Here is an 18,084-nt window from a genome sequence, read left to right on the forward strand (position 1 = left end):
CCTTTGCGGCCACCCGTGCGGCTGGCGGCAAGCTAGCGGTGCATCCCACCGCCGCCGCTGCTGCCGTGCGACATGCCGCTCCACATGTGCGTCGACGCGCCGCCATGCCAGTTACCGTGCGCACCCATTCCATTTGGCCCCTGCGCATAACGCACATGATCCATGTGATGAAAATGATGAAAGCGGTCGACGAAAATGACCGACACGCCGCCAGCGAATACCACCGGCGGCCCCCAGTACCATGGATCGTAGTAATACACCGGAGCCGGCGCCAAAGCCAGCGCCGCGGCATCGTCTTCGACTATCTGCCAGCTGCCGTCGGGCTGCAGGCACGCGCGGCCGCTGACCTGTTGCATGACGCCATCGATTTCCGCCTGACCCACGACTAAGCGGCACGTCGAAGTGTCGTTCAACGGCGCATCCACGTCCGATTGCGCCTCGACCGGCGCAACGCTTGCGGCGCACAGGCACAGACACGCTACGCCGGAACACAGCCCCGTGCCGAACTGATGAAAAGTAAGCATGATTTCGCTGCCTCGACGCGCCGGCGTTGCGACTCGCAAAAGCGTGTCGACACCGTAAAGACCCCGTCGGTTCGCCTCGCACGAGACCGTGCCGTCCCACCGCGCAGGCAAGGCGGGACAGCATGATCCTGCAGCGAGTAAACGAAACGCCGCGCGACGCTATTCCGACAGCGCGCGCGAGTGCCAGGCGGTTCTGTTACAGCGTGTTGCAGCCGGCTGGTGTGGCCTGCGTTTTGCGCGGGCCCCAGGTGCTTGCCCTGCGTTCAGCGCTACTGCCAGGCCTCCGGTTTGCCGCCGAGCGCGCTGCACACCTCGATCGCAATCGAGCGCAGCTTGCCTTCCGCAATCGGCCCGGACAACGCGTAGCCCATGCGGTCGCTGACCCAGTAGAAAGTCCGCCGGTTACCTTCGCGGAACAGGCGAAACGCGGTTTCGTCGCGAGAAATACCCGTGATATACAGCGTAAGCCGCGCGCCGCTGGGGTTCTCGTACATGAACTGCGCGGCCGGCCCCGCTTCGCCGGGCAGCAAACGCCCACCCACCAGCGAATAACCGTACTCCTGCAACGACGGCACCGACAGCGGCCGGTTCAGGCGCTTGGACAACCAGTTGATCAGATGCTCTTCCTCGCTCGCCGCGACTTCGACCGGATGCCGCCGCTCGGGCGTGTACACCGCATAGGCGATGTCGGCGCGCTCGGCAAAGCTCGGCGGCTGGCCGCCCAGTCCGTTCCATGCGCCGCCCGTCAGACGCGGCGCGAGCGGTCCCAAGGCGAGCGCGAGACCCGCGCCTGCCGCGAGCCAGCACGCCGCAAGCCCGACGCGTTGCCACCACGACGTCGGCCGCCGCACCACGATGAAGGCCGGCTCGTCGGCGTCGCTCTGCCCGATGCCCCCGATGCCCCCGACGCTACCGCTGTGCTCGCTGCGCTCGCCGTTGCGCTGTGACGCACCGCACAGCGCCTGCAGCGCCGCTTTCTGCGCCTGCCACGCAGCCACTCTCGCGGCAGCCTGCGGTTGCTGCGGCAGTTGCGCCTCGATCGCGGCGCGCTCGACAGGCGGCAACTCGCCGTCGACAAACGCCGACAGCGCTCGCAGATCGGGCCCCTCAGGCAAGCTGGAATCGTGGTCGTTATTCATCACGGATTTCTCACTACTTTCAACGGCGGGACTTTACGCGCCAACCCCACAGCGCCCCCTTCGAGCGGCCCCTCCGTCATCAGCACGCGCATGTGTTCCCGCGCGCGGGACAGCCGCGACATCACCGTGCCGATCGGCACGCCGAGCGCCTTCGACGCTTCCTGATAAGACAGTTCCTCCACGCATACGAGCAGCAGCACCTCCCGTTGCTCGACCGGCAGGCAATACAGCGCGCGCTGCAGATCGCGCAACACCAGACCGTCGACTTCGCCATGTGGCGCTTCGAGATTGCGCCACGGCGCGCTTTCGTCGTCGACAGCAATCTCGCGGCGGCCGCGCAACTGATCGATGTAGAGATGCCGCAGGATCGTCAGGAGCCACGCTCGCAGGTTGCTGTTCGGGCGGAACGCCGCCCAGCGCGCGAGCGCACGCTCCGCCGTATCCTGCACGAGGTCGTCGGCCCAGGCGCGGTCCCCCGTCAGTGCGCGCGCATAGCGGCGCAGCTGCGGGAGCCACGAAATCACTTCTGCTTCGAAACTCACCCGGCGTGGCAACGCTCAGTAGCCGCCGCCACTGCCGGTGTTGCCGCTGGTGCCCGAGGCGCTGTTGTCAGTCGCGGAGGTGCAGGCGCTCGTTGCGAGCGAGCCTAGCGCGAGCGCCAGCAGCACGAATGCGGCGGAAAGAATCCGGGATACTTTCATGGTGAGTCTCCTGATGAGCGCCCAGCCGGTGCCTGCGAGCCGGGAATCCGATCGGCCGCGTGCGAAATGCAGCGCCGCCATGTCTGAATTAACGTGAGCGGGCTGTGATTTATTCCACGCGCGGCAGCGGCAGGCCCCCCGCTTTTTCCGCCATCCCCATCGGGCGCGCTCGAACGTGGCCGAAGAAGGCGCTTTTCGTCCGCAGATTCGTAACTCAACGTTACAGCTAAAAGTTATCAGATGCTTATGTGCGCGCAAGCCGTTATAGTGGACGCAGTCGGCCGCCGACGCGTTCCACCCCCACACAGGGTAGAATCGCGGCGAACAACCGTATTACTAACCTGAATTGTCCATGGCTTCCGCAGAATCGCATCCGCAAAACGATTTCATGAACGCTGCGCGCAAAGAACGAAAGCGCGTCGAGATCTACCTTGTCAACGGCATTCGCCTGACGGGGTGCATCGAGTCGTTCGATCAGTATCTGGTGATGCTGCGCACGCCTGTCGGCCTGCAAGGCATCTACAAGCGCGCGATCTCGACGATCCAGCTCGACACCGGCACGCGTCCGGCGCCGCGAGCCGGACGGCCTTCGCACGGTGAACATACCACGCGTGGCCCGCACGGCTCGCGTGAGCCGCGCGACCATCGCGAGCCGCGCGAACCGCGCGATTCGTACGGCACGCCGGCCTCGGATCGCCCTGCGTCCGATCGTAGCAGCAGCACGTCCGACGGGCCGGTTGTCGTCACACGCCGCCGGCGTCTGTTCGGCACGGGCGGCGGCGACGGCGGCAACCATGGCGGCGGCAATCATGGTGGCAACACCGATGGCAATGGTGGCAATGGTGGCACCAGCAGCGGCGGCAACGAATAAACCGCCTCCGCCGCGGCCGGCTACTCCGACGAATAGCCGAGCCGCTGCAAAATCTTCTCCAGCCGCATCACCTGCAAGTTCGTCAGTTCGAATCCGCATTTGACCGCCAGCAAGCGGCGCCGCCAGTACACGGCGTCCAGCATGCGCAGCGCCGGTTGCCGCGTCGCCCAATCCAGATGTTCCAGTTCGGCTTCCACCACATGTGATGCGTTGAAGCGCTGCACGCGTGCAGGGTTTGTTCGGTCCATGTTGTTCGCTGCCTTGTTGTTCGCTGCCTTGTTGTTCGCTGCCTTGTTGTTCGCTGCTTTGGTTGTGCTCCCCTTCCGAGCTGGGTGTTGCCCGTTCACGGTATGAGGTGTGGTCTGCCGTGTGGTCTGCCGTGTGGTCTGCCGTGTGGTCTGCCGTGTGGTCTGCCGTGCGGTCTGCCGGTCGATGTGGCCGGCGGATGCTTTTGTTGTCAGGCGACACTCGGAAAACGACTTGATGCGGGATGGTTTTAAGTTTTGCTTTTTCCCGTTGTTTCCCGATCTGATTTTTGGGGTTTCGGACCTGAAAGAAACGCTTACGGCGCGAGTGCCCAGATCGTTCGGTCGATGCTCGCGCAGGCCCGCTTTGCGCTATGCTGAATTGTCGGCTTTCTTCTAACGGAGCACGTCATGACCAAGCAGAAGCATCAGGCACCTCACCCCAAGGAAGCAGCCCAGGCCGCCGAGTCCGCCAAGTCCGCCGAGAGCCGGCTCGATGAGGCACTCGATGAGAGTTTTCCCGCCAGTGATCCGATCGCCGTCGATATGGCTGAGCCGCATCACGCGCCAGCGGATGAGGCGCCTTCGGCGGGGAAGAAGCGGCATTAGAGGTGTGGTTTTTTTGCGTTGCGCGGCGCTTGTTCGTCTGCGTGCCTGCGGCGCTGGCGTTTTCTTGACCTGGTTGGCTGCTCGGCGCTTGTTCGTGCGGATGCCTGCGGCGCTGGCCTTTTCTTGACCTTAGTGTCGCATCTGGAATCCGTGTCCTCGCATCTGCTGCGTCAGTGACAAAGGAGTCGTCAGCTCCCACTGCGCACTGCGTGCGTCGCGGATGGGTTTGCGAAGGAAACCAACGGGGCGCCGAGGGGTGCCGCTCGGCGGCAAACAGGCTTCGGCAACGGGCTTCGTGCCGCGGGGATAGGTGACTTGCGCTACTAAACGGCTTGTATGTCCGATGGGAGGGCGGCGCGTTCGCGCCGCCCTCCCCGGTTTTCGGGTCTTCCGGTCAGTGCGACGGCAGGCCGGTTTCCAGTTGACGCTGCAGTTCGCGAACCTGGCGTTGCGCAGCGCGCAGCTGGTCTTGTGCGGCAGCCTTCTGCTGCGCAAGCGCCATTGCTTCGGCACGGGTCTGCTGCTGCTGATTCGCGACAATCGTCTGCTGCTGATGTGCGACGTCGAGGTCAGCCTGCAAGCGGTTTGCACGATCCTGCGACAACGCGATCATCCGTTCCGTGAACGCCTTCTGCGCTTCCAGTTGCGTGCGGCTAATCTCGACGTCCGACAGTTGTAGCGTCTGGCGCACAAAATCCTTGTAGATCATGTCCGCACGCGTGGCGTCCTGCGTCTTGATGACGCGCCAGAAGTTCTTCTGCTGGAACAACGCCACGTAGTACGTCATCTCCTTGCCGTAAAACAGCAAGCTCGCGCCGTAGCTGCCGTTGTACGTCGTGCGCAATTCGCTCAGATCCGAGCCGCGGATCATCTGCTGCAATTCCGCCACATTGCCCGCAGCGGACTGCTTTGCTTCGTCCGGCGTCAATGCGCTCGTCTGCGCCTGTCCAGCCACTGAATTGGCCGGCAGCGCCGCCGTCGTGCCCGGCTGGGAAACGACGCCAGCGCTCGATCCGCTATCCGGCAGAGCCTGCGCATTCACGCCCTGCACGACCCCCATCGCGATGATTGCGGCCAAGGCAATCTGCCGTAGTTTCGACTTTCGGTCCATGTAAATCCTGCTCGAACAGTTTTTGTTTTAGTACAACCGTCTCATTATTACTCACTTTCGCGTGTTTCGGGCTCTTCATCAAAAATTTGGTACTTGCGCATCTTCTCCCACAAAACCTTGCGGCTGATGCCCAGATAAAGGGCCGTGTCCTGACGACGCCAACTGTTTGCGTCGAGCGCGGCCAGCACGCGGCTGCGCTCGGCCATGTCCCATTTGCTGCGATCCACCAGCACCTCGGCGGCGCTCTCGGCCGGCACCGGCTGGCTGGTCCGCGCAAGCGCGAGCAGCCGCTGCAGGCGCGCCGCGTCCCATGCGCCGATCTGACGGACCGTCACGCCGATCCGCTCGGCCAGGTTGCGCAGTTCGCGCACATTGCCCGGGAAGTAGGTGTCGGCCACCGCGTCGGCGAGCCAGTATGGCAGGTCCGGTAAGCCGGCGAGACGCTCGCTGCCGACGATCTGCGCGATAAACGCCTTGAAGATCGCAATCTTGTCGACCGCACCCCGCTCTTCGAGGGACGGAATCTTCAATTCGATCACCGCAAGCCGATAGTAAAGATCGGCGCGGAAGGTGCCGTCCTTGACCAGTTGCGGCAGATGTTTGTTGGTCGCCGCCACCAGCCGGAAATCGAGCTTCACCGGCGTGGCCGAACCGATTCGCGTAACCGCGCTGTCCTCGAGCACGCGCAGCAGCTTGACCTGCTGGTAGAGCGGCAAGTCGCCGATTTCGTCGAGGAACAGCGTGCCGCCGTCGGCCTGTTCGAAGTAGCCCTTGTGCGCGACCACCGCGCCGGTAAACGAGCCTTTCGAGTGGCCGAAGAACAGCGACTCGAACAGGCCGTCCGGAATCGCGCCGCAGTTCACCGCGACGAACGGCCCCTTGCCGTAGCGGGTATGTTTTTCGTGCAGCAGTTGCGCGATGCGCTCCTTGCCGACGCCGGTTTCGCCGTGCACCAGCACGCTCGTGTCGCAGTCGGCAAACGTGTCGACTTCGTGGAGCAGCGCCTGCATGCACTCCGAGTTGGCGATCATCGCATCCGACGCGTGCGTCTTGGCGCTGTGCGCGCGCAGTTGCAGCACCAGCTTCATGACCATGCCGCGCAATTCGGCGCAGGTGAAGTCGAGCGGCAGAATGTGCGAATAGTCGGCCGGGTAAGTCGCCGGGTCGTGATCGCGCGGCGCGGCGCCGACCCACACGACGGGAATGCCGTGCGCGGCCTGCCAGTCGCGCATGAGCAGCGCGCCGCTGTCGATCACCGAGACGCTGATGATCGCGAGCGACGGCCGCAGCGCCGTCCGTTCAGGCGAGATCGCGATATCGTCCGCGCGGATCACTTCGACGTCGAAGCTCGCCATGCAGCGCGCGACCCGGTCGACGATGTCGGCCTTGCCTTCCCAGACGTAGATATCGAGTTCCTCGATTTTGGGGTTGGTTCTCATCTTGTCGTGGTTACGCTAGTTGACCAGTTGCGAGACGCCGCATGTCAGCGACAGGTCGTGAATTGTGCTGACGCCAATCTGCGCGCCGAGAAGTTGCAGCACAGGAACGAGGAGCGTGTCGAGACCGGCGAGCGCGGGCGCTAACACGTTACCGAGAAGTGTAACGATAGGCGACGCGATCGAGCCTGGCGGCAGGCTCAAGCCGCTGAGCTGAACGGTCAATGCGTTCGGCTTTGCCAGTTGAGCGCCGAGGCCCGATAGCGCATTGGAAATCACACCGCCTACATTGTTCGAATTGGTCGACTGATATTCGTTGTCGACGACACCGTCGAAAGTAAGCGAGCCGGTCTGCGGATTCACTGCGGAAACTGACGCCACGCCCGTAACGGTCACCTGCGAAACGTTCACAAGTGTGGCGGGATTTGTACAGCTAAATGCCTGCGTGGCGGACAAATCGTTCGGCCAGTCGCCGACACAGAGATTCGCGAGCCCCGTCTGTACGCCAACCACCGATTGACTCGCCTGAGATGTCGAAGCGCACTGTGTCGAGCTTAGTCCGGCTCGCCCCGGCGCCACCTCGAGATAAATCGGCAGAGAGACATTGATCGGAAGCAGCGCCCCGAGGAAGCCGATCGGCAACGAAGCCGTGCCCAGATTCAGTTTCAGGTAAGCCCGCACCTGCGCGGAGCGTGCTGTGGTGACCCATGCCGTCGAGTCGCCGGCTGGCGTGCCTGCTTCACCGATCGCCAGCACCGGCGGCTGGATGATCTGCAAATTCAAGGTGGTGCTGAGTCCAGGCAGATTCAGGCCGGCCGCAATGTTGATAGGCGGCTGTCCTTTCCTGGCGATTTCGGCAGACACAATCAACGCATCCAGTGGACTGATCGTTGCATCGAGCGCAGCCTGCGTATTGGCCAGACCGAGCGATAACAGGCCTGATGCCGAAGAACTGTCACCGATGTTGAATCCGCCTGGCACGTTGGCGCTCCCCACTGTCTGCAGCGCGCCGATGGTGGAGCTCAGATTGGCATTGACAACCGACGTCTGCTGCAGCGCCGACACCATCAGATTGGCAAGGCTGCTCACCGTGACCGGAAGGGCGAGTAGTCCGTCGACCGTGCCCGCATTCGCCGCTACCACGAGATCACGCATCTTGATCCGCGCGGTCGCCAAGCCGCAGTACGACACCGCGTCCAGTTGCAGGTTCATGCCTAGCAAACCGCCGAGCACGTTGTTCAGGGTACTGCTGGAGGCCGTGCAACCGTTACTACCCACCGAAATCAGCGAAGTGCCGATCGTGAATGCGCCGATATTCGTCGCTTTCGCCGTCGCCGATGCCTGTACGTTACGCGCCGGCCCAAGAAAAAAGTACGGGACCGATTGGCCGACGGTTACCTTCACCGCGTTGATCGGTGAGCCCGTTCCATCGGCCGGGGGAGTCGTCAGCGTCGTGCTGGTCGCCGTGTCCCATCTGCCACACGACACCGTCACGGTGCCGCTGGCCGGTAGACCATTGGTCGCCGCACTTTGCGTTGCCGCCGCGGTCGCCGCGGAGCAACCACCCGCGCTGCTGACCAGTTGCACGCCCGCCACAGCAGCCAGATCCGCCGCACGCTGTAACTGCCGGCGCACGAAAAACACATTGCCGATATCGATCGCGCCGAGCGCCGCGATCGCGATGCTCAGCCAGATCACCGCCAGAACCGCGACCACGCCATGCTGGCGGCGCGCGCCATGCATCGACGCGCCGCCGCGCCGCGCGCATAGCGAGCGCGGATAGCGAGCGGCGACGGTAAAGGTCGAGGGTTTGCGCATGTCAGTTCGAACCGCCGCCTGGGCCAGTGCCGCTGGTTGCGCCCATCGCGCCACCGCCGCTGCCGCCGCTGCCGGTATTCAGCGCGGAACCGTACAGATCGGGAATCTTGCTCTTGAACGATTCCATGTAGCGACGGTAGGCAAGCCCGGCTTCGGCGCCCAGCGTCGGCAGAGCGGGTGCGGCTTCTGTGTTGCTGCTTTGCAGGTCGAGCCACGCGCGGGTCGAGTGCCCCACTTCACTTGTCCGGACCAGTGGCGGCGTGGCATCCGCCGGCGGGGCGGTTGCGCTCGATTGCGCAAGCGCTGACTCGGCCACCCCCATGGCCACACCGAAGCACAGCACCGATGCCGCCCAGCTCCGCTTCGTTGTTCTGCTATTCATCTCGATTCCCCTGATTGCCTGATCGGTCTTTGCGCGCTTACTGCGCGAAACGCTGCAACACGCGCGGCGCCGGCTCGATACCTTGCGCGCTCGCGACCATGCCGGCGCCTGCGCCCGCCTGCCCGAACGATGGTTGCGGTTGCGCCTGCGACCCGCTGGCCTGCGAGCGTCCCGCCGCGGCTACCCGCGCCGCGTCGTTGCGAATCGCCGCACGCACGTCCGGCGTGAACTTCTGCTGATTCATCACTGCCAGCGCCTGCGCCTGGTCGCCATGGGCGAGCAGATAAAGCGTCATGTTGCTGACGATCTTCGGATTGTTCTGATCGAGTTCGGCCGCCTTCATGAGCGGCACGCGTGCACCATTCACGTCGCCATCGCGCAGTCGCGCGTAGCCGAGATCCGACAGGGTCACCGCATCGGTCGGCGCGAGTTGTGCGGCCCGCTGCAGTTCCTGCGCGGCACGCGCAAAGTCGCCGGCCGCGCCCGCGATCAGACCGAGCCCGCGATATCCGCGCGCGGCGAGCGGCGTCTTCAGCAGTTGTCCGTAAGCGGTCGCGGCGGCGTCAGGCTGATCGGTCATACGCAACGCGTCGGCACGCAGCAAAATCGTGTCGGGGCTCGCACCGTACTGCTTTTCGTAGGCGTCGATATGCGCAAGCGAGGCAAAATAAAGCCCCTGCGATTGCATCTGGTCGATCAGTCCAAGGTACATGCCGGGGGTGTCCGGCGCGGGATCCCGATTGGCCTGCTGGGTCAGCGCCGCACGCTCCGCCTGGGCACCGACGCCATAACCCACGATGTCTTTGGACGCGCACGCGCCGAGCAGGGAGAAGGCGACCAGCGCCACGGAGCAGCACGCGGCGCGGCGGCCGGTTCGAGCGGCACGCATCGGAAATTCGAACGATGGTAGACAGTGAGCCATTGCAAAATCCTTACCGGCGGTGCATCGAGAGCAACGAATGCTGGACAGCGAGCACGCCCGGGCCGGCTGTCACGATCATTAGCGCGGGCAGCAACGTGACAATCATCACGCCAGTCATTTTCACGGCGAGACGGCCAATGCGTTCGCGCAACATCGCCCGGCGCGATTCGCGCAGGCGGTCACCGAACTGCTTGAGTGGTTCCTGAACTGCACCGCCATGGCGGTCGACCTGCACCAGCATGCGCACGACCGCGCGCAAATCTTCGTTGTCGTAACTCGCAGCCAACCGGTTCAGCGACTGCTCGCGGGTGCGGCCCGCCGCAAACTGGCGCTGCGCGATTTCCAGCTCGCTCGAGAGCACGGGCAGCATCGTCCGGAAATCGTTGACCATCACTTGCAAGCTTTGATCGAGTGACAAGCCCACGCCTTGCAGCAAGCGCAGCAGATCGACCAGCAGCGGCAATTCGTCGACCACCCCCGTGCGGCGCTTGCCGGCACGCCGCATCAGAACGATCTTCGGCAGCAGGAAGCCCGCCACCATCGAGATCGCCACCAGCACGATGTAGCGCGTACCGCCCAGATAGCCGCGCGCCAAGGTGCCTGCCAGCACCGGCAGCAGCAGCGCGCCTGCAAGCCGCGCTACCAAAAACAGGCCGCGCGTGCGCGTATCGACGAAGCCACACTGTTCAAGCAAGCGGCGGTCTTCCTCGGCCACGACCTGGCGGCCAAACGGCGTGTCGAGCCACCGAATCCCGGTATGCGCGAAGCGCTCGAGCAGGCCCTTGAACCCTTTTGGCTGCACGTTTCGCAAGACCGCTTTCGAACCGCCCTGAGCACCGTCCGCGCCACGTGCGGCCGCCGCGGCCGCGAGCGCCGCGGTCTGCATCGCGCGTCCGTCGAGCGCTTGTCTTAGCGTGCGTTCGCTGCGCCGCACGGCGGCGACGCGCGCCAATACCAGGCCGCCAAGCAGCAACAGCGCGAGCGCGGCCAGAGCGAGCGCGAGAGCCACGAGTTGATGAACTCGCATCGTCATGTCCTCAGATTTGCGAGGCGATACAGCAGATAGGCGCCGATCACCTGTAAGCCGAACGCCAGATAGACCAGCTGCCGCCCAGTCGGATCAAACCACATCGAAGCGAAATAATTAGGATTCGAGAGGATCAGAAAACCGCCAATGCCAATTGGCAGCATCGCCAGCACCCACGACGACAGCCGCGTTTCCGCCGACATTGCCACAAGTTCGCGCTCGGCCTGTTCGAGATCGCGCATGAACGAGGCCATGCGGTCGAGCATCACGTCGGCACGGCCGCCGTACTTGACCGACAGACGCAGCACGGCGCCGACCAGTTCGAGCTCGCGCACCCCATAGATCACCGCGACCTGCGAAAGCGCACGATCGATTTCGACGCCGGTGCGCAACATCCGCGACACATAGTCCAGACATTCGCGCAGCGGCGCTTCGGTGCTTTGCAACGCAGACTGAAACGCGGCAGGAACGCTGTTGCCAAGCGTAATCAGACGCACGATGCCGTCGAGGAACAGCGGCAGTTGCCGCACGATCAGTTGACGGCGCTTGTTCGTGCGCACCGCCAGCAGAAAATAGATGAACATCGCGCACGCAATCAGCGTCGCACCGGCGGCGAGCACGCCGCCTACCAGCGCGGCCCAGGCGCACAGCAGCAGCACGATTGAGCCGGCGACCGCGGTAGGAGCCTTTGCATTGGCAATCCCCGCGCGCGCCATCGCGTGTTGCAGCATGAAGCGCAAACGCGCTTGCAGGTAGCGCCATTGCGCAAGCCAGCCCGCATCGGCCGGCGGAGCTTGCGGCGCGAACACGGCCGGCGCAGCAGCCGCGCGCGCGGGCGCGACGCGCGGACCGCCCCCCGCACCGCCGGCCGACCCGCCCGCACCCGCGCCGGCCGGCATGGCCACCGCCATCCGGCTATCGATATAGCGTTCAGCGCTCGCCTGGTCTTTGCGTTGCGCGCCGCGCTGCCATAACAGCAACGCGAACGCCGCGCACAGCAGCGCGAGCGCCGCGAAGACCAGTACCGCGCTAGACATTGAAGCCTCCGCCGAAGCCGCCACTGCCGCCTCCGAAGCCGCCGCCTCCGAAGCCGCCACCGCCGCCGAAACCCGCGTTGCCGAATCCGTTCTGCACCTCGCCCCCGCCCAACGCCTGGCGGAAACGCGCCAGTTTCGGCGAGTGCGGGTGGATGCCTAGCGAGACCCAGTTATCGAGTTCGTCGCCTTCCGCGGTCGCGACCGGCTCGTAGCGATAGAGCTCCTGGGTTGCGATGATGTTGTCCGACAGCCCCGTGACTTCGGTAATCGACAGAATCCGCCTGCGCCCGTTCGAAAGCCGGCCGATCTGCACGATGAAGTCGATCGCATTGGCGATCTGCCGGCGCAAGCTCGACTCGGTCCCCTGGAAGCCCGCGAAGCCCGCCAGCATTTCGAGGCGGTACAGACATTCGCGCGGCGAACTGGCGTGCACGGTGCCCATCGAGCCGTCGTGGCCGGTGTTCATCGCCTGCAGCATTTCGAGCACCTCGCCGCCGCGCACTTCGCCGACGATGATGCGGTCCGGCCGCATCCGCAAGGTATTGCGCAACAGGTCCCGAATAGTCACGACGCCCGCGCCGTCGAAGCCGCCTGGCCGACTCTCGAGCCGCACCACGTGCGGGTGGTTCAGCGACAGTTCGGCCGTGTCCTCGATTGTCACGACCCGCTCCGGCTCGGGGATGTGAAACGCCAGCGCGTTAAGCAGCGAGGTCTTGCCCGAGCTCGTGCCGCCCGACACCAGCACGTTGCAGCGCGCGGCGACCGCCGCTTCGAGCAGCGCGCCGATTTCCGGGTTGTAAGTGCCGTTGGCGAGCAGATCCTCAGGACGCATCGGATCTTTGCGGAATTTACGGATCGAGACGATCGGCCCGTCGATCGACAGCGGTTCGATCACCACATTCACACGCCCGCCGTTCGGCAAGCGTGCATCGACCATTGGATTCGACTCGTCCAGACGCCGCCCGATCGGCGCGAGAATGCGCCGCACGATCCGCAGCAGGTGCGCATTGTCGGCAAAGCGCACCTGAATCCTGGTCAGGATGCCGTGACGCGACACGTACACGTCGTTGTAGCCGTTGATCAGAATATCTTCGACGGCCGGATCGGCGAGCAGATCCTCGATCGGCCCGAAGCCCGCCAGCTCCTTGGTCAGCGCCTCGGCGATCAACCTTACTTCACTCTCGTTGATCGGTATCCGGCGCAGCCGCACAAAGCTGTCCATCTCCAGATCGACGAACTGGTTGATCGCATTACGCGACCAGCGGCCGAACTCGGAGCCGAGTTCCTCGATACGCGTGAGCAGATGTTCGTGGGCGGCGTTCTTAATGTCCTGGAACTGCTGGCTATGCGCGAACGAAGGTGCGTCGTCGGCAAATTCGATTTCTTTTGCCATCGTCTATGACCGCTTGTAAGTGGTTGGAATGAAGCGCTTGAGCGCGCCGAACGCGGATTTGCTGCGTACTTGCGCGACCGCGCGCGTGGCGCCGCCGAGCCGTTCGATCAAGGGTTCGAGTGCGCGCACGTAGGGGTCACGCGCCGCGATTTCGGCCAGCAGATGCCCCTGGTTGACCGCCTGACCGAGCGTGACGCGCCGCTCCGGCAAGGTGCCCAGCAGCGGAACGTCCAAACGCTGCGCGATCTGCGCGGCGGCAAGGCCGAGGTCGGCGTCGAACTTGTTGACGATCAACCGCACGTTCGCCGTGTCCACGCCCTCCTCGCGCAACGCGTCAAGCACGCCGACTGCCGACACGATCGAGGCCACGCCCTGATCGCACAACAACCAGGTTTCGTCGGCAGCTTGCACAACGTGGGCGATGAACTCGCTATTGGTGAAGCCGCCGAGATCGACGATCTGCTGGTCGAAGAACGCGCGCAGCCGGTTCAGCAAGCCGATCGACGACGAGTACGACACCTCGCGCATGTCGGCAAGATTGGGCGGCAGCGTGGTGAGCGCGAGACCGCTCGAATGATGCGACAAGGCGGTGTGCACGAAGGTCTGATCGAAGCGGCGCAGGTTGCGCACGGCTTCGACGAAATTGAATTCGCTGCGCGTGTTCAGGAGCAGCGAGCCGTCACCGGCCGGCAAGCCGAGATCGAGCAAAGCGGCTTGCCGTCCTTGCGCGACGTCGCGCCGCTGCAACATCACCGCGAGGTTCGCGGCGAGCGTGCTCACGCCCATGCCGATGCGCGCGCCCAGCAGCGCGGTGACATGGCCATGGCGGCTGACCGGTTCGACGAGGTTGTCCAGAACCTGGCGCGTAATACGCAACGCGTCTTCGGCGGGCGCGGACACATCGATGAAATCGCGCACGCCGGCACGCAGCGCGGCCAATGCGCTTTCGGGCTCGGCGAGCGCTCCGAGCGCGACGATCTGCATGCCCGGATAGGCTGTGCGCACCGCGCTCGCCGCAGCGCTCGCGGCAGCAGCGCGGCCGCCGGAAAAGTCGACGAACACCAGCGACGGATTCAGCACTGCAATACGCTGCATCAGCATCGAGGGATCGAGTGTGGCTGCTTCGACCACGCCGGCATCCACCAGCGTATCGGCGAGCCAATGCACGTGTTCGTCGTCCAGCGACGCGAACACGAAATAATCGGTAACCGCCCGTTCAGTCAATGAATGCGTTCTCGCGTTCATGTTGGACATCCTTATGCGGCATCGGCTGCGAAGCCCCCGCGTCGTCCTGCTTGCCAGCGGGGCCGCGCGGTTCGCGTACACACTGGCTCACTGCTCCACCGATCCGGCGCGCCCCCTGGCCGCCCGCCGGCTTCACTTCGAAAATCCCGGCGCTGCATCGCCTGCCGTCACGCCGCCGATCAGCGACCGCCACACCGGTCCATTGCGCTGCTCGGATTGCTCGCCCGGCGTCGTCGGCAAGGTCGCGCCCTTCGCAAGCGGCGACACCAGATGCGGCGTCACGATGATCACCAGCTCCTTCTCGTTCTGCTGGTAATTCAGTTGTTTGAAGAAGGTGCCGATCACCGGCAGATCGCCGAGCAAGGGCACTTTCGCAACATTCGATGCGGTCTCGCGATCAATCAGGCCGCCGATCACGAAGCTCTCGCCGTCGCCGAGCTCGACCGTGGTGTCGGCACGGCGCGTGGTGAACGCGGGCACCGACACGCCGCTGATCGTCACGGCGTTGGCAAAATCCAGCTGGCTTGCCTCCGGCGCCACCTTCAACGCAATGCGTTGCGGGCTCAATACAGTCGGCGTCAGCGTGAGTCCAACGCCGTACGGCTTGAACTCAATGCCTGTGGAACCGAGCCCCTGTGGCACTGGAATCGGTACCTCGCCGCCGGCGAGGAAACTGGCGCTCTGCCCGGATAAGGCCACGAGTGTCGGTTCGGCCAGCACGCGCGCGAGGTTGTTGCTCTCCAGCAGGCTCAGGTTCGCGAACAGGCCATGCGTGGCGGAGTTGAAAATCAGGTTGAACGCCGACGAAATCGGCATCGTGGCCGTCGTTTGCGGCTGCTGCCCCGCGGTCGCGGAAACCGAGGTCAGCGCCGATGGCGCAAACGAGCCAAACGAAAATCCGTTGTTCTGCTTGAAGAAGTTGAAGCCGACTTCCTTGAGCACCGAGCGGCTGAACTCGACTACCCGCACATCGACCTGCACCACCGCGCGACTCGCCACAGTCGACGTGTCGAACACGGCGCCATCCTTGCCCAGCGAGCCTTCCGCCGCGACCACGGCGCGCTGGTGCGCCTCCATGGTCGCCGACGAGCCGGAGACCACCGCCGTGCTGCCGAGCACCTTGACGGCCGGCGTATCGGGCCCGAGCAGCGAAGCCGCGGCCGGCGTGGTTACGTTGACCGTATAGGTCAGCGGCGTCTCGCGATCGCGCGCCCAGAGCATCAGGTTGGTCGTGCCCGCCGCCTTGCCGACCAACAGCACGCCGCCGCGCTTGTCGCCCTTGATGATCAGCACATCGGCCACTGCCGGGTCACCGATCGCGACACGCTGCAGCGTATGGCCGGTCACGAGCGGTTGCTGCGCACCGACCGTCAGGTCGATGGTCTGCGAGGACGCAGCCTGAGCTGTCTGGGATGCCTGTGCGGAGTACGTCCGCTGCACCGGACCGGCCGCGTCAGTCGCAGCCGATGCGGCGAGCAAAGCCAACCCAAGCCACGCCGCCTTCCCGAATACAAAAATCCGTTGTGTCATGTAGTTGTGGACGCGCGTGGCCGCCCGCTCCCTGAAACTGCTTACCAGGCGACCGACTCGGCGCGCCCACCCCGTATCACTTCGATACCGCTCTTTGTACTATTTGTGTTACCCGCGACGCGCGTCGGCGGCGGCGGCATATGCGGCAGCGGCGGCCGTGCACCGGCGCCTGCCGAACTGGTGCTTCCCGACAACGCGTCGAGCGACACGCCGGCCGCGGCACGGGTCGAATCCTGCAGCGGCTCAGCCGCGCCGGTGTGGGCCACCGTTTTCAATACGCCCGGATAGGACGGCAGCGCGTCTTGATCGACTACTTCGGCATCCTTTGGATTACGCAGCGCGAAGATCAGACGGCCAGCGCTTTCGGCGAGCGTCAGACGGTCCACATCTGCGACCGGCACCGCCAGCACCGCGGTGCGCACCATGCCGTTCGGGTCGCCGGCACTGTCGCCGTTGGTGGTTGCGTTGCCGAACGCGAGCACGCGCACTTTCGACATCAGGAGACGCGCTTGAGTACGATCGATTTCGCTGCCGTTGCCCACGACGCCGTCGCGCTTGAGCGTGAAAAACACGTCGACGAAATTACCTGGCCGCAACCGGTTTCCGACCGCATTGCCCTCGTCGACCCGCACGGCGAGAGCGCGTTCGCCCGGCTCGATACGCTCGGCAAGTCCTGACGACAACTGAGCCTCGAGCACCGGCGAGTCCGCGCCGATCTCGGCGTTCGGCACGCGGCCGGCCAGTTGCGCCGGATCGGTGAAGGCGCCGTTCGGATTGATCGGCAGCGTCTGCACGCGCAGTTCGTCGACGGTGATCGGCTTGCCTGCCGGCAACATGCGGGTGGCGACCACCACCGGGAAGCTTGCGTGCGTCGCGGCGGTCACAGCCACCGGTGCCGGACGGCGCGACAGCGTCCACGCGAACAGACCGAGGAGCAACGCGACAGCGATCAGCACGCCGGCAAGAATTTTGGTCAGAGTCGGCATGACGACTCACTGCTTCGGTTGAACGATGCCGTGCCGTACGAGCGTTCAAAACAGCATCGACGGACATAAAGGCTGGGAGCCGGCGCGTACGTCACTGAATGTTCTCCGGGTTGAGTTGCACCGTGGCGCTGCTCGCCAATGTGCCGGGCAACGTGAAACTCATCAGCGGCAAGGTCGGCACCAGCGGGTTAGCCTGGTAGTTGTAAGTCAGCAGGACGTTCACGCACTGCATCGTGTTATTCGGGCCGCAGGGCGCGGAAGTCGGCGTGCATTGCGCGGATTGCACCAGTGTCGCGATCATCAGTTTTGCCGCGGCACAGGCGGCGTTGCCGCGATTGAGGAGCGCGGTTTGCAGCGACGTATTGCTCTGCCAGTTCAGCGCGGCGCGCGCGCCTTCCTCTGCTGCGAGCGTCAGGTTCTGCTGCGCCACGAAGATCAAACTGAAGGTAACGACCGCGTACAGAATGGTGAAGAACAGCGGGAACAGCAACGCGAACTCGACCGCCGTGGAGCCCCGTTGCGCCCTCGCGTGACGCATCTGGATGCGCTTGAGCGACGCGCACGCAGGCTGGGTTGCTAGCGGTTTCATCGCAGCCCCCCAGCCAGTCCTTGCAGCACGAGCCATGCACTTGCGGCCACCGTAAGACATGCGCCGTAAGGCGTAGAGCTTTTGCCAGCCAGTTCGAAAGTCGCGCCGTGGGAACGGACCAAACCAGCGAGCCGCGTGCGCGTCGTAATCAACAGCCAGAGCGCATGGACACCCGCGGCGAGACTAGCCGCCATCCATAGGCCTAGCAAAGCGTGCATGCCGCACCACGCGCCCAGCACGGCGAACACCTTGACGTCCGCAGCCCCCATTACGCCGAGCGCGAAAAACGGCAACAGCACGACGAGACCAATCAACGCGCCAACGCTCGCCTGGGTCGCCGAAACGCCGAAAGGCCCGCATTGCAGAAATGCGCAGCCGAATGCCGCCGCCAAACCAGCGACGACAACTGAATTGGAAATATGCCGGCGGGCGCAGTCACTAATAGCGACCAGTGCAGCCCAGGCGATAAATAATAAAATACCAACGAAGACACTCATTTCGCACCCGGCAGGCAAAGCA

The 18,084-nt window shown here is 64.4% G+C and carries 20 protein-coding genes; 2 read left to right on the forward strand and 18 right to left on the reverse strand.

The window, feature by feature from the left end; all coding sequences use genetic code 11:
* Window positions 1-32 precede the first annotated feature (32 nt).
* The 4 genes from P3T22_RS13480 to P3T22_RS13495 all read right to left on the reverse strand — a co-directional run bounded on the left by P3T22_RS13480 (window position 33) and on the right by P3T22_RS13495 (window position 2,364).
* Window positions 33-524, reverse strand: a complete 492-nt coding sequence (locus P3T22_RS13480; RefSeq protein ID WP_429325216.1) for a hypothetical protein — start codon at window positions 522-524, stop codon at window positions 33-35.
* 269 nt (window positions 525-793) lie between these two features.
* Window positions 794-1,663 carry an anti-sigma factor gene (locus P3T22_RS13485; RefSeq protein WP_429325217.1) on the reverse strand — a complete coding sequence of 290 codons (870 nt, stop codon included), beginning with the start codon at window positions 1,661-1,663 and terminating at the stop codon, window positions 794-796.
* On the reverse strand, window positions 1,663-2,205 hold the full coding sequence (locus P3T22_RS13490; RefSeq protein ID WP_063495783.1) for an RNA polymerase sigma factor: 543 nt from the start codon (window positions 2,203-2,205) through the stop codon (window positions 1,663-1,665). The genes P3T22_RS13485 and P3T22_RS13490 overlap by 1 nt, the downstream gene beginning before the upstream one ends.
* 15 nt (window positions 2,206-2,220) lie before the next feature.
* Window positions 2,221-2,364, reverse strand: a complete 144-nt coding sequence (locus tag P3T22_RS13495; RefSeq protein WP_181448409.1) for a hypothetical protein — start codon at window positions 2,362-2,364, stop codon at window positions 2,221-2,223.
* A 352-nt stretch (window positions 2,365-2,716) separates the two neighbouring features.
* Here P3T22_RS13495 and hfq point away from each other — a divergent pair, with 352 nt between their 5' ends.
* Window positions 2,717-3,235, forward strand: a complete 519-nt coding sequence (hfq, locus tag P3T22_RS13500; RefSeq protein WP_429325218.1) for an RNA chaperone Hfq — start codon at window positions 2,717-2,719, stop codon at window positions 3,233-3,235.
* A gap of 20 nt (window positions 3,236-3,255) precedes the next feature.
* Here the strand turns inward: hfq and P3T22_RS13505 are convergent, their stop codons facing one another.
* Window positions 3,256-3,483, reverse strand: a complete 228-nt coding sequence (locus tag P3T22_RS13505; protein ID WP_063495780.1) for a hypothetical protein — start codon at window positions 3,481-3,483, stop codon at window positions 3,256-3,258.
* A gap of 408 nt (window positions 3,484-3,891) precedes the next feature.
* On the opposite strand from P3T22_RS13505, the gene P3T22_RS13510 reads away from it, so the two are divergent.
* The gene (locus tag P3T22_RS13510) at window positions 3,892-4,089 is read left to right on the forward strand and encodes a hypothetical protein (RefSeq protein ID WP_429325219.1); all 198 of its coding nucleotides are present in this window, start codon (window positions 3,892-3,894) and stop codon (window positions 4,087-4,089) included.
* A gap of 394 nt (window positions 4,090-4,483) precedes the next feature.
* Here P3T22_RS13510 and P3T22_RS13515 read toward each other — a convergent pair whose 3' ends face one another.
* The 13 genes from P3T22_RS13515 to P3T22_RS13575 all read right to left on the reverse strand — a co-directional run bounded on the left by P3T22_RS13515 (window position 4,484) and on the right by P3T22_RS13575 (window position 18,062).
* Window positions 4,484-5,200, reverse strand: coding sequence for a DUF2968 domain-containing protein (locus P3T22_RS13515; RefSeq protein ID WP_063495778.1), 717 nt, complete (start codon window positions 5,198-5,200; stop codon window positions 4,484-4,486).
* A gap of 47 nt (window positions 5,201-5,247) precedes the next feature.
* The gene (locus tag P3T22_RS13520) at window positions 5,248-6,639 is read right to left on the reverse strand and encodes a sigma 54-interacting transcriptional regulator (RefSeq protein WP_429325220.1); all 1,392 of its coding nucleotides are present in this window, start codon (window positions 6,637-6,639) and stop codon (window positions 5,248-5,250) included.
* A gap of 15 nt (window positions 6,640-6,654) precedes the next feature.
* Complete coding sequence (locus tag P3T22_RS13525) at window positions 6,655-8,454, reverse strand: TadG family pilus assembly protein (protein WP_429325221.1); 1,800 nt, start codon at window positions 8,452-8,454, stop codon at window positions 6,655-6,657.
* Between the two features lies 1 nt (window position 8,455).
* Window positions 8,456-8,836, reverse strand: a complete 381-nt coding sequence (locus tag P3T22_RS13530) for a DUF3613 domain-containing protein (RefSeq protein ID WP_429325222.1) — start codon at window positions 8,834-8,836, stop codon at window positions 8,456-8,458.
* Window positions 8,837-8,873: 37 nt separating this feature from the next.
* On the reverse strand, window positions 8,874-9,725 hold the full coding sequence (locus P3T22_RS13535; RefSeq protein WP_063497911.1) for a hypothetical protein: 852 nt from the start codon (window positions 9,723-9,725) through the stop codon (window positions 8,874-8,876).
* 43 nt (window positions 9,726-9,768) lie between these two features.
* Window positions 9,769-10,785, reverse strand: coding sequence for a type II secretion system F family protein (locus P3T22_RS13540; protein WP_063497910.1), 1,017 nt, complete (start codon window positions 10,783-10,785; stop codon window positions 9,769-9,771).
* 2 nt (window positions 10,786-10,787) lie between these two features.
* The gene (locus P3T22_RS13545) at window positions 10,788-11,822 is read right to left on the reverse strand and encodes a type II secretion system F family protein (protein WP_429325223.1); all 1,035 of its coding nucleotides are present in this window, start codon (window positions 11,820-11,822) and stop codon (window positions 10,788-10,790) included.
* Entirely contained in the window at window positions 11,815-13,215 is a 1,401-nt protein-coding gene (locus tag P3T22_RS13550) for a CpaF family protein (RefSeq protein WP_063495774.1), read from the reverse strand. The genes P3T22_RS13545 and P3T22_RS13550 overlap by 8 nt, the downstream gene beginning before the upstream one ends.
* 3 nt (window positions 13,216-13,218) lie before the next feature.
* On the reverse strand, window positions 13,219-14,460 hold the full coding sequence (locus P3T22_RS13555) for a fimbrial protein (RefSeq protein WP_063495773.1): 1,242 nt from the start codon (window positions 14,458-14,460) through the stop codon (window positions 13,219-13,221).
* A gap of 132 nt (window positions 14,461-14,592) precedes the next feature.
* Window positions 14,593-15,990, reverse strand: a complete 1,398-nt coding sequence (locus P3T22_RS13560) for a type II and III secretion system protein family protein (protein WP_063495772.1) — start codon at window positions 15,988-15,990, stop codon at window positions 14,593-14,595.
* 41 nt (window positions 15,991-16,031) lie between these two features.
* Entirely contained in the window at window positions 16,032-16,976 is a 945-nt protein-coding gene (cpaB, locus tag P3T22_RS13565) for a Flp pilus assembly protein CpaB (RefSeq protein ID WP_063495771.1), read from the reverse strand.
* Between the two features lie 91 nt (window positions 16,977-17,067).
* Entirely contained in the window at window positions 17,068-17,565 is a 498-nt protein-coding gene (locus P3T22_RS13570; RefSeq protein WP_429325224.1) for a TadE/TadG family type IV pilus assembly protein, read from the reverse strand.
* Entirely contained in the window at window positions 17,562-18,062 is a 501-nt protein-coding gene (locus P3T22_RS13575) for an A24 family peptidase (protein ID WP_063495769.1), read from the reverse strand. The genes P3T22_RS13570 and P3T22_RS13575 overlap by 4 nt, the downstream gene beginning before the upstream one ends.
* Window positions 18,063-18,084 lie beyond the last annotated feature (22 nt).

It is taken from the genome of Paraburkholderia sp. GAS348 (genome assembly GCF_050434205.1).
Classification (GTDB): Bacteria; Pseudomonadota; Gammaproteobacteria; order Burkholderiales; family Burkholderiaceae; genus Paraburkholderia.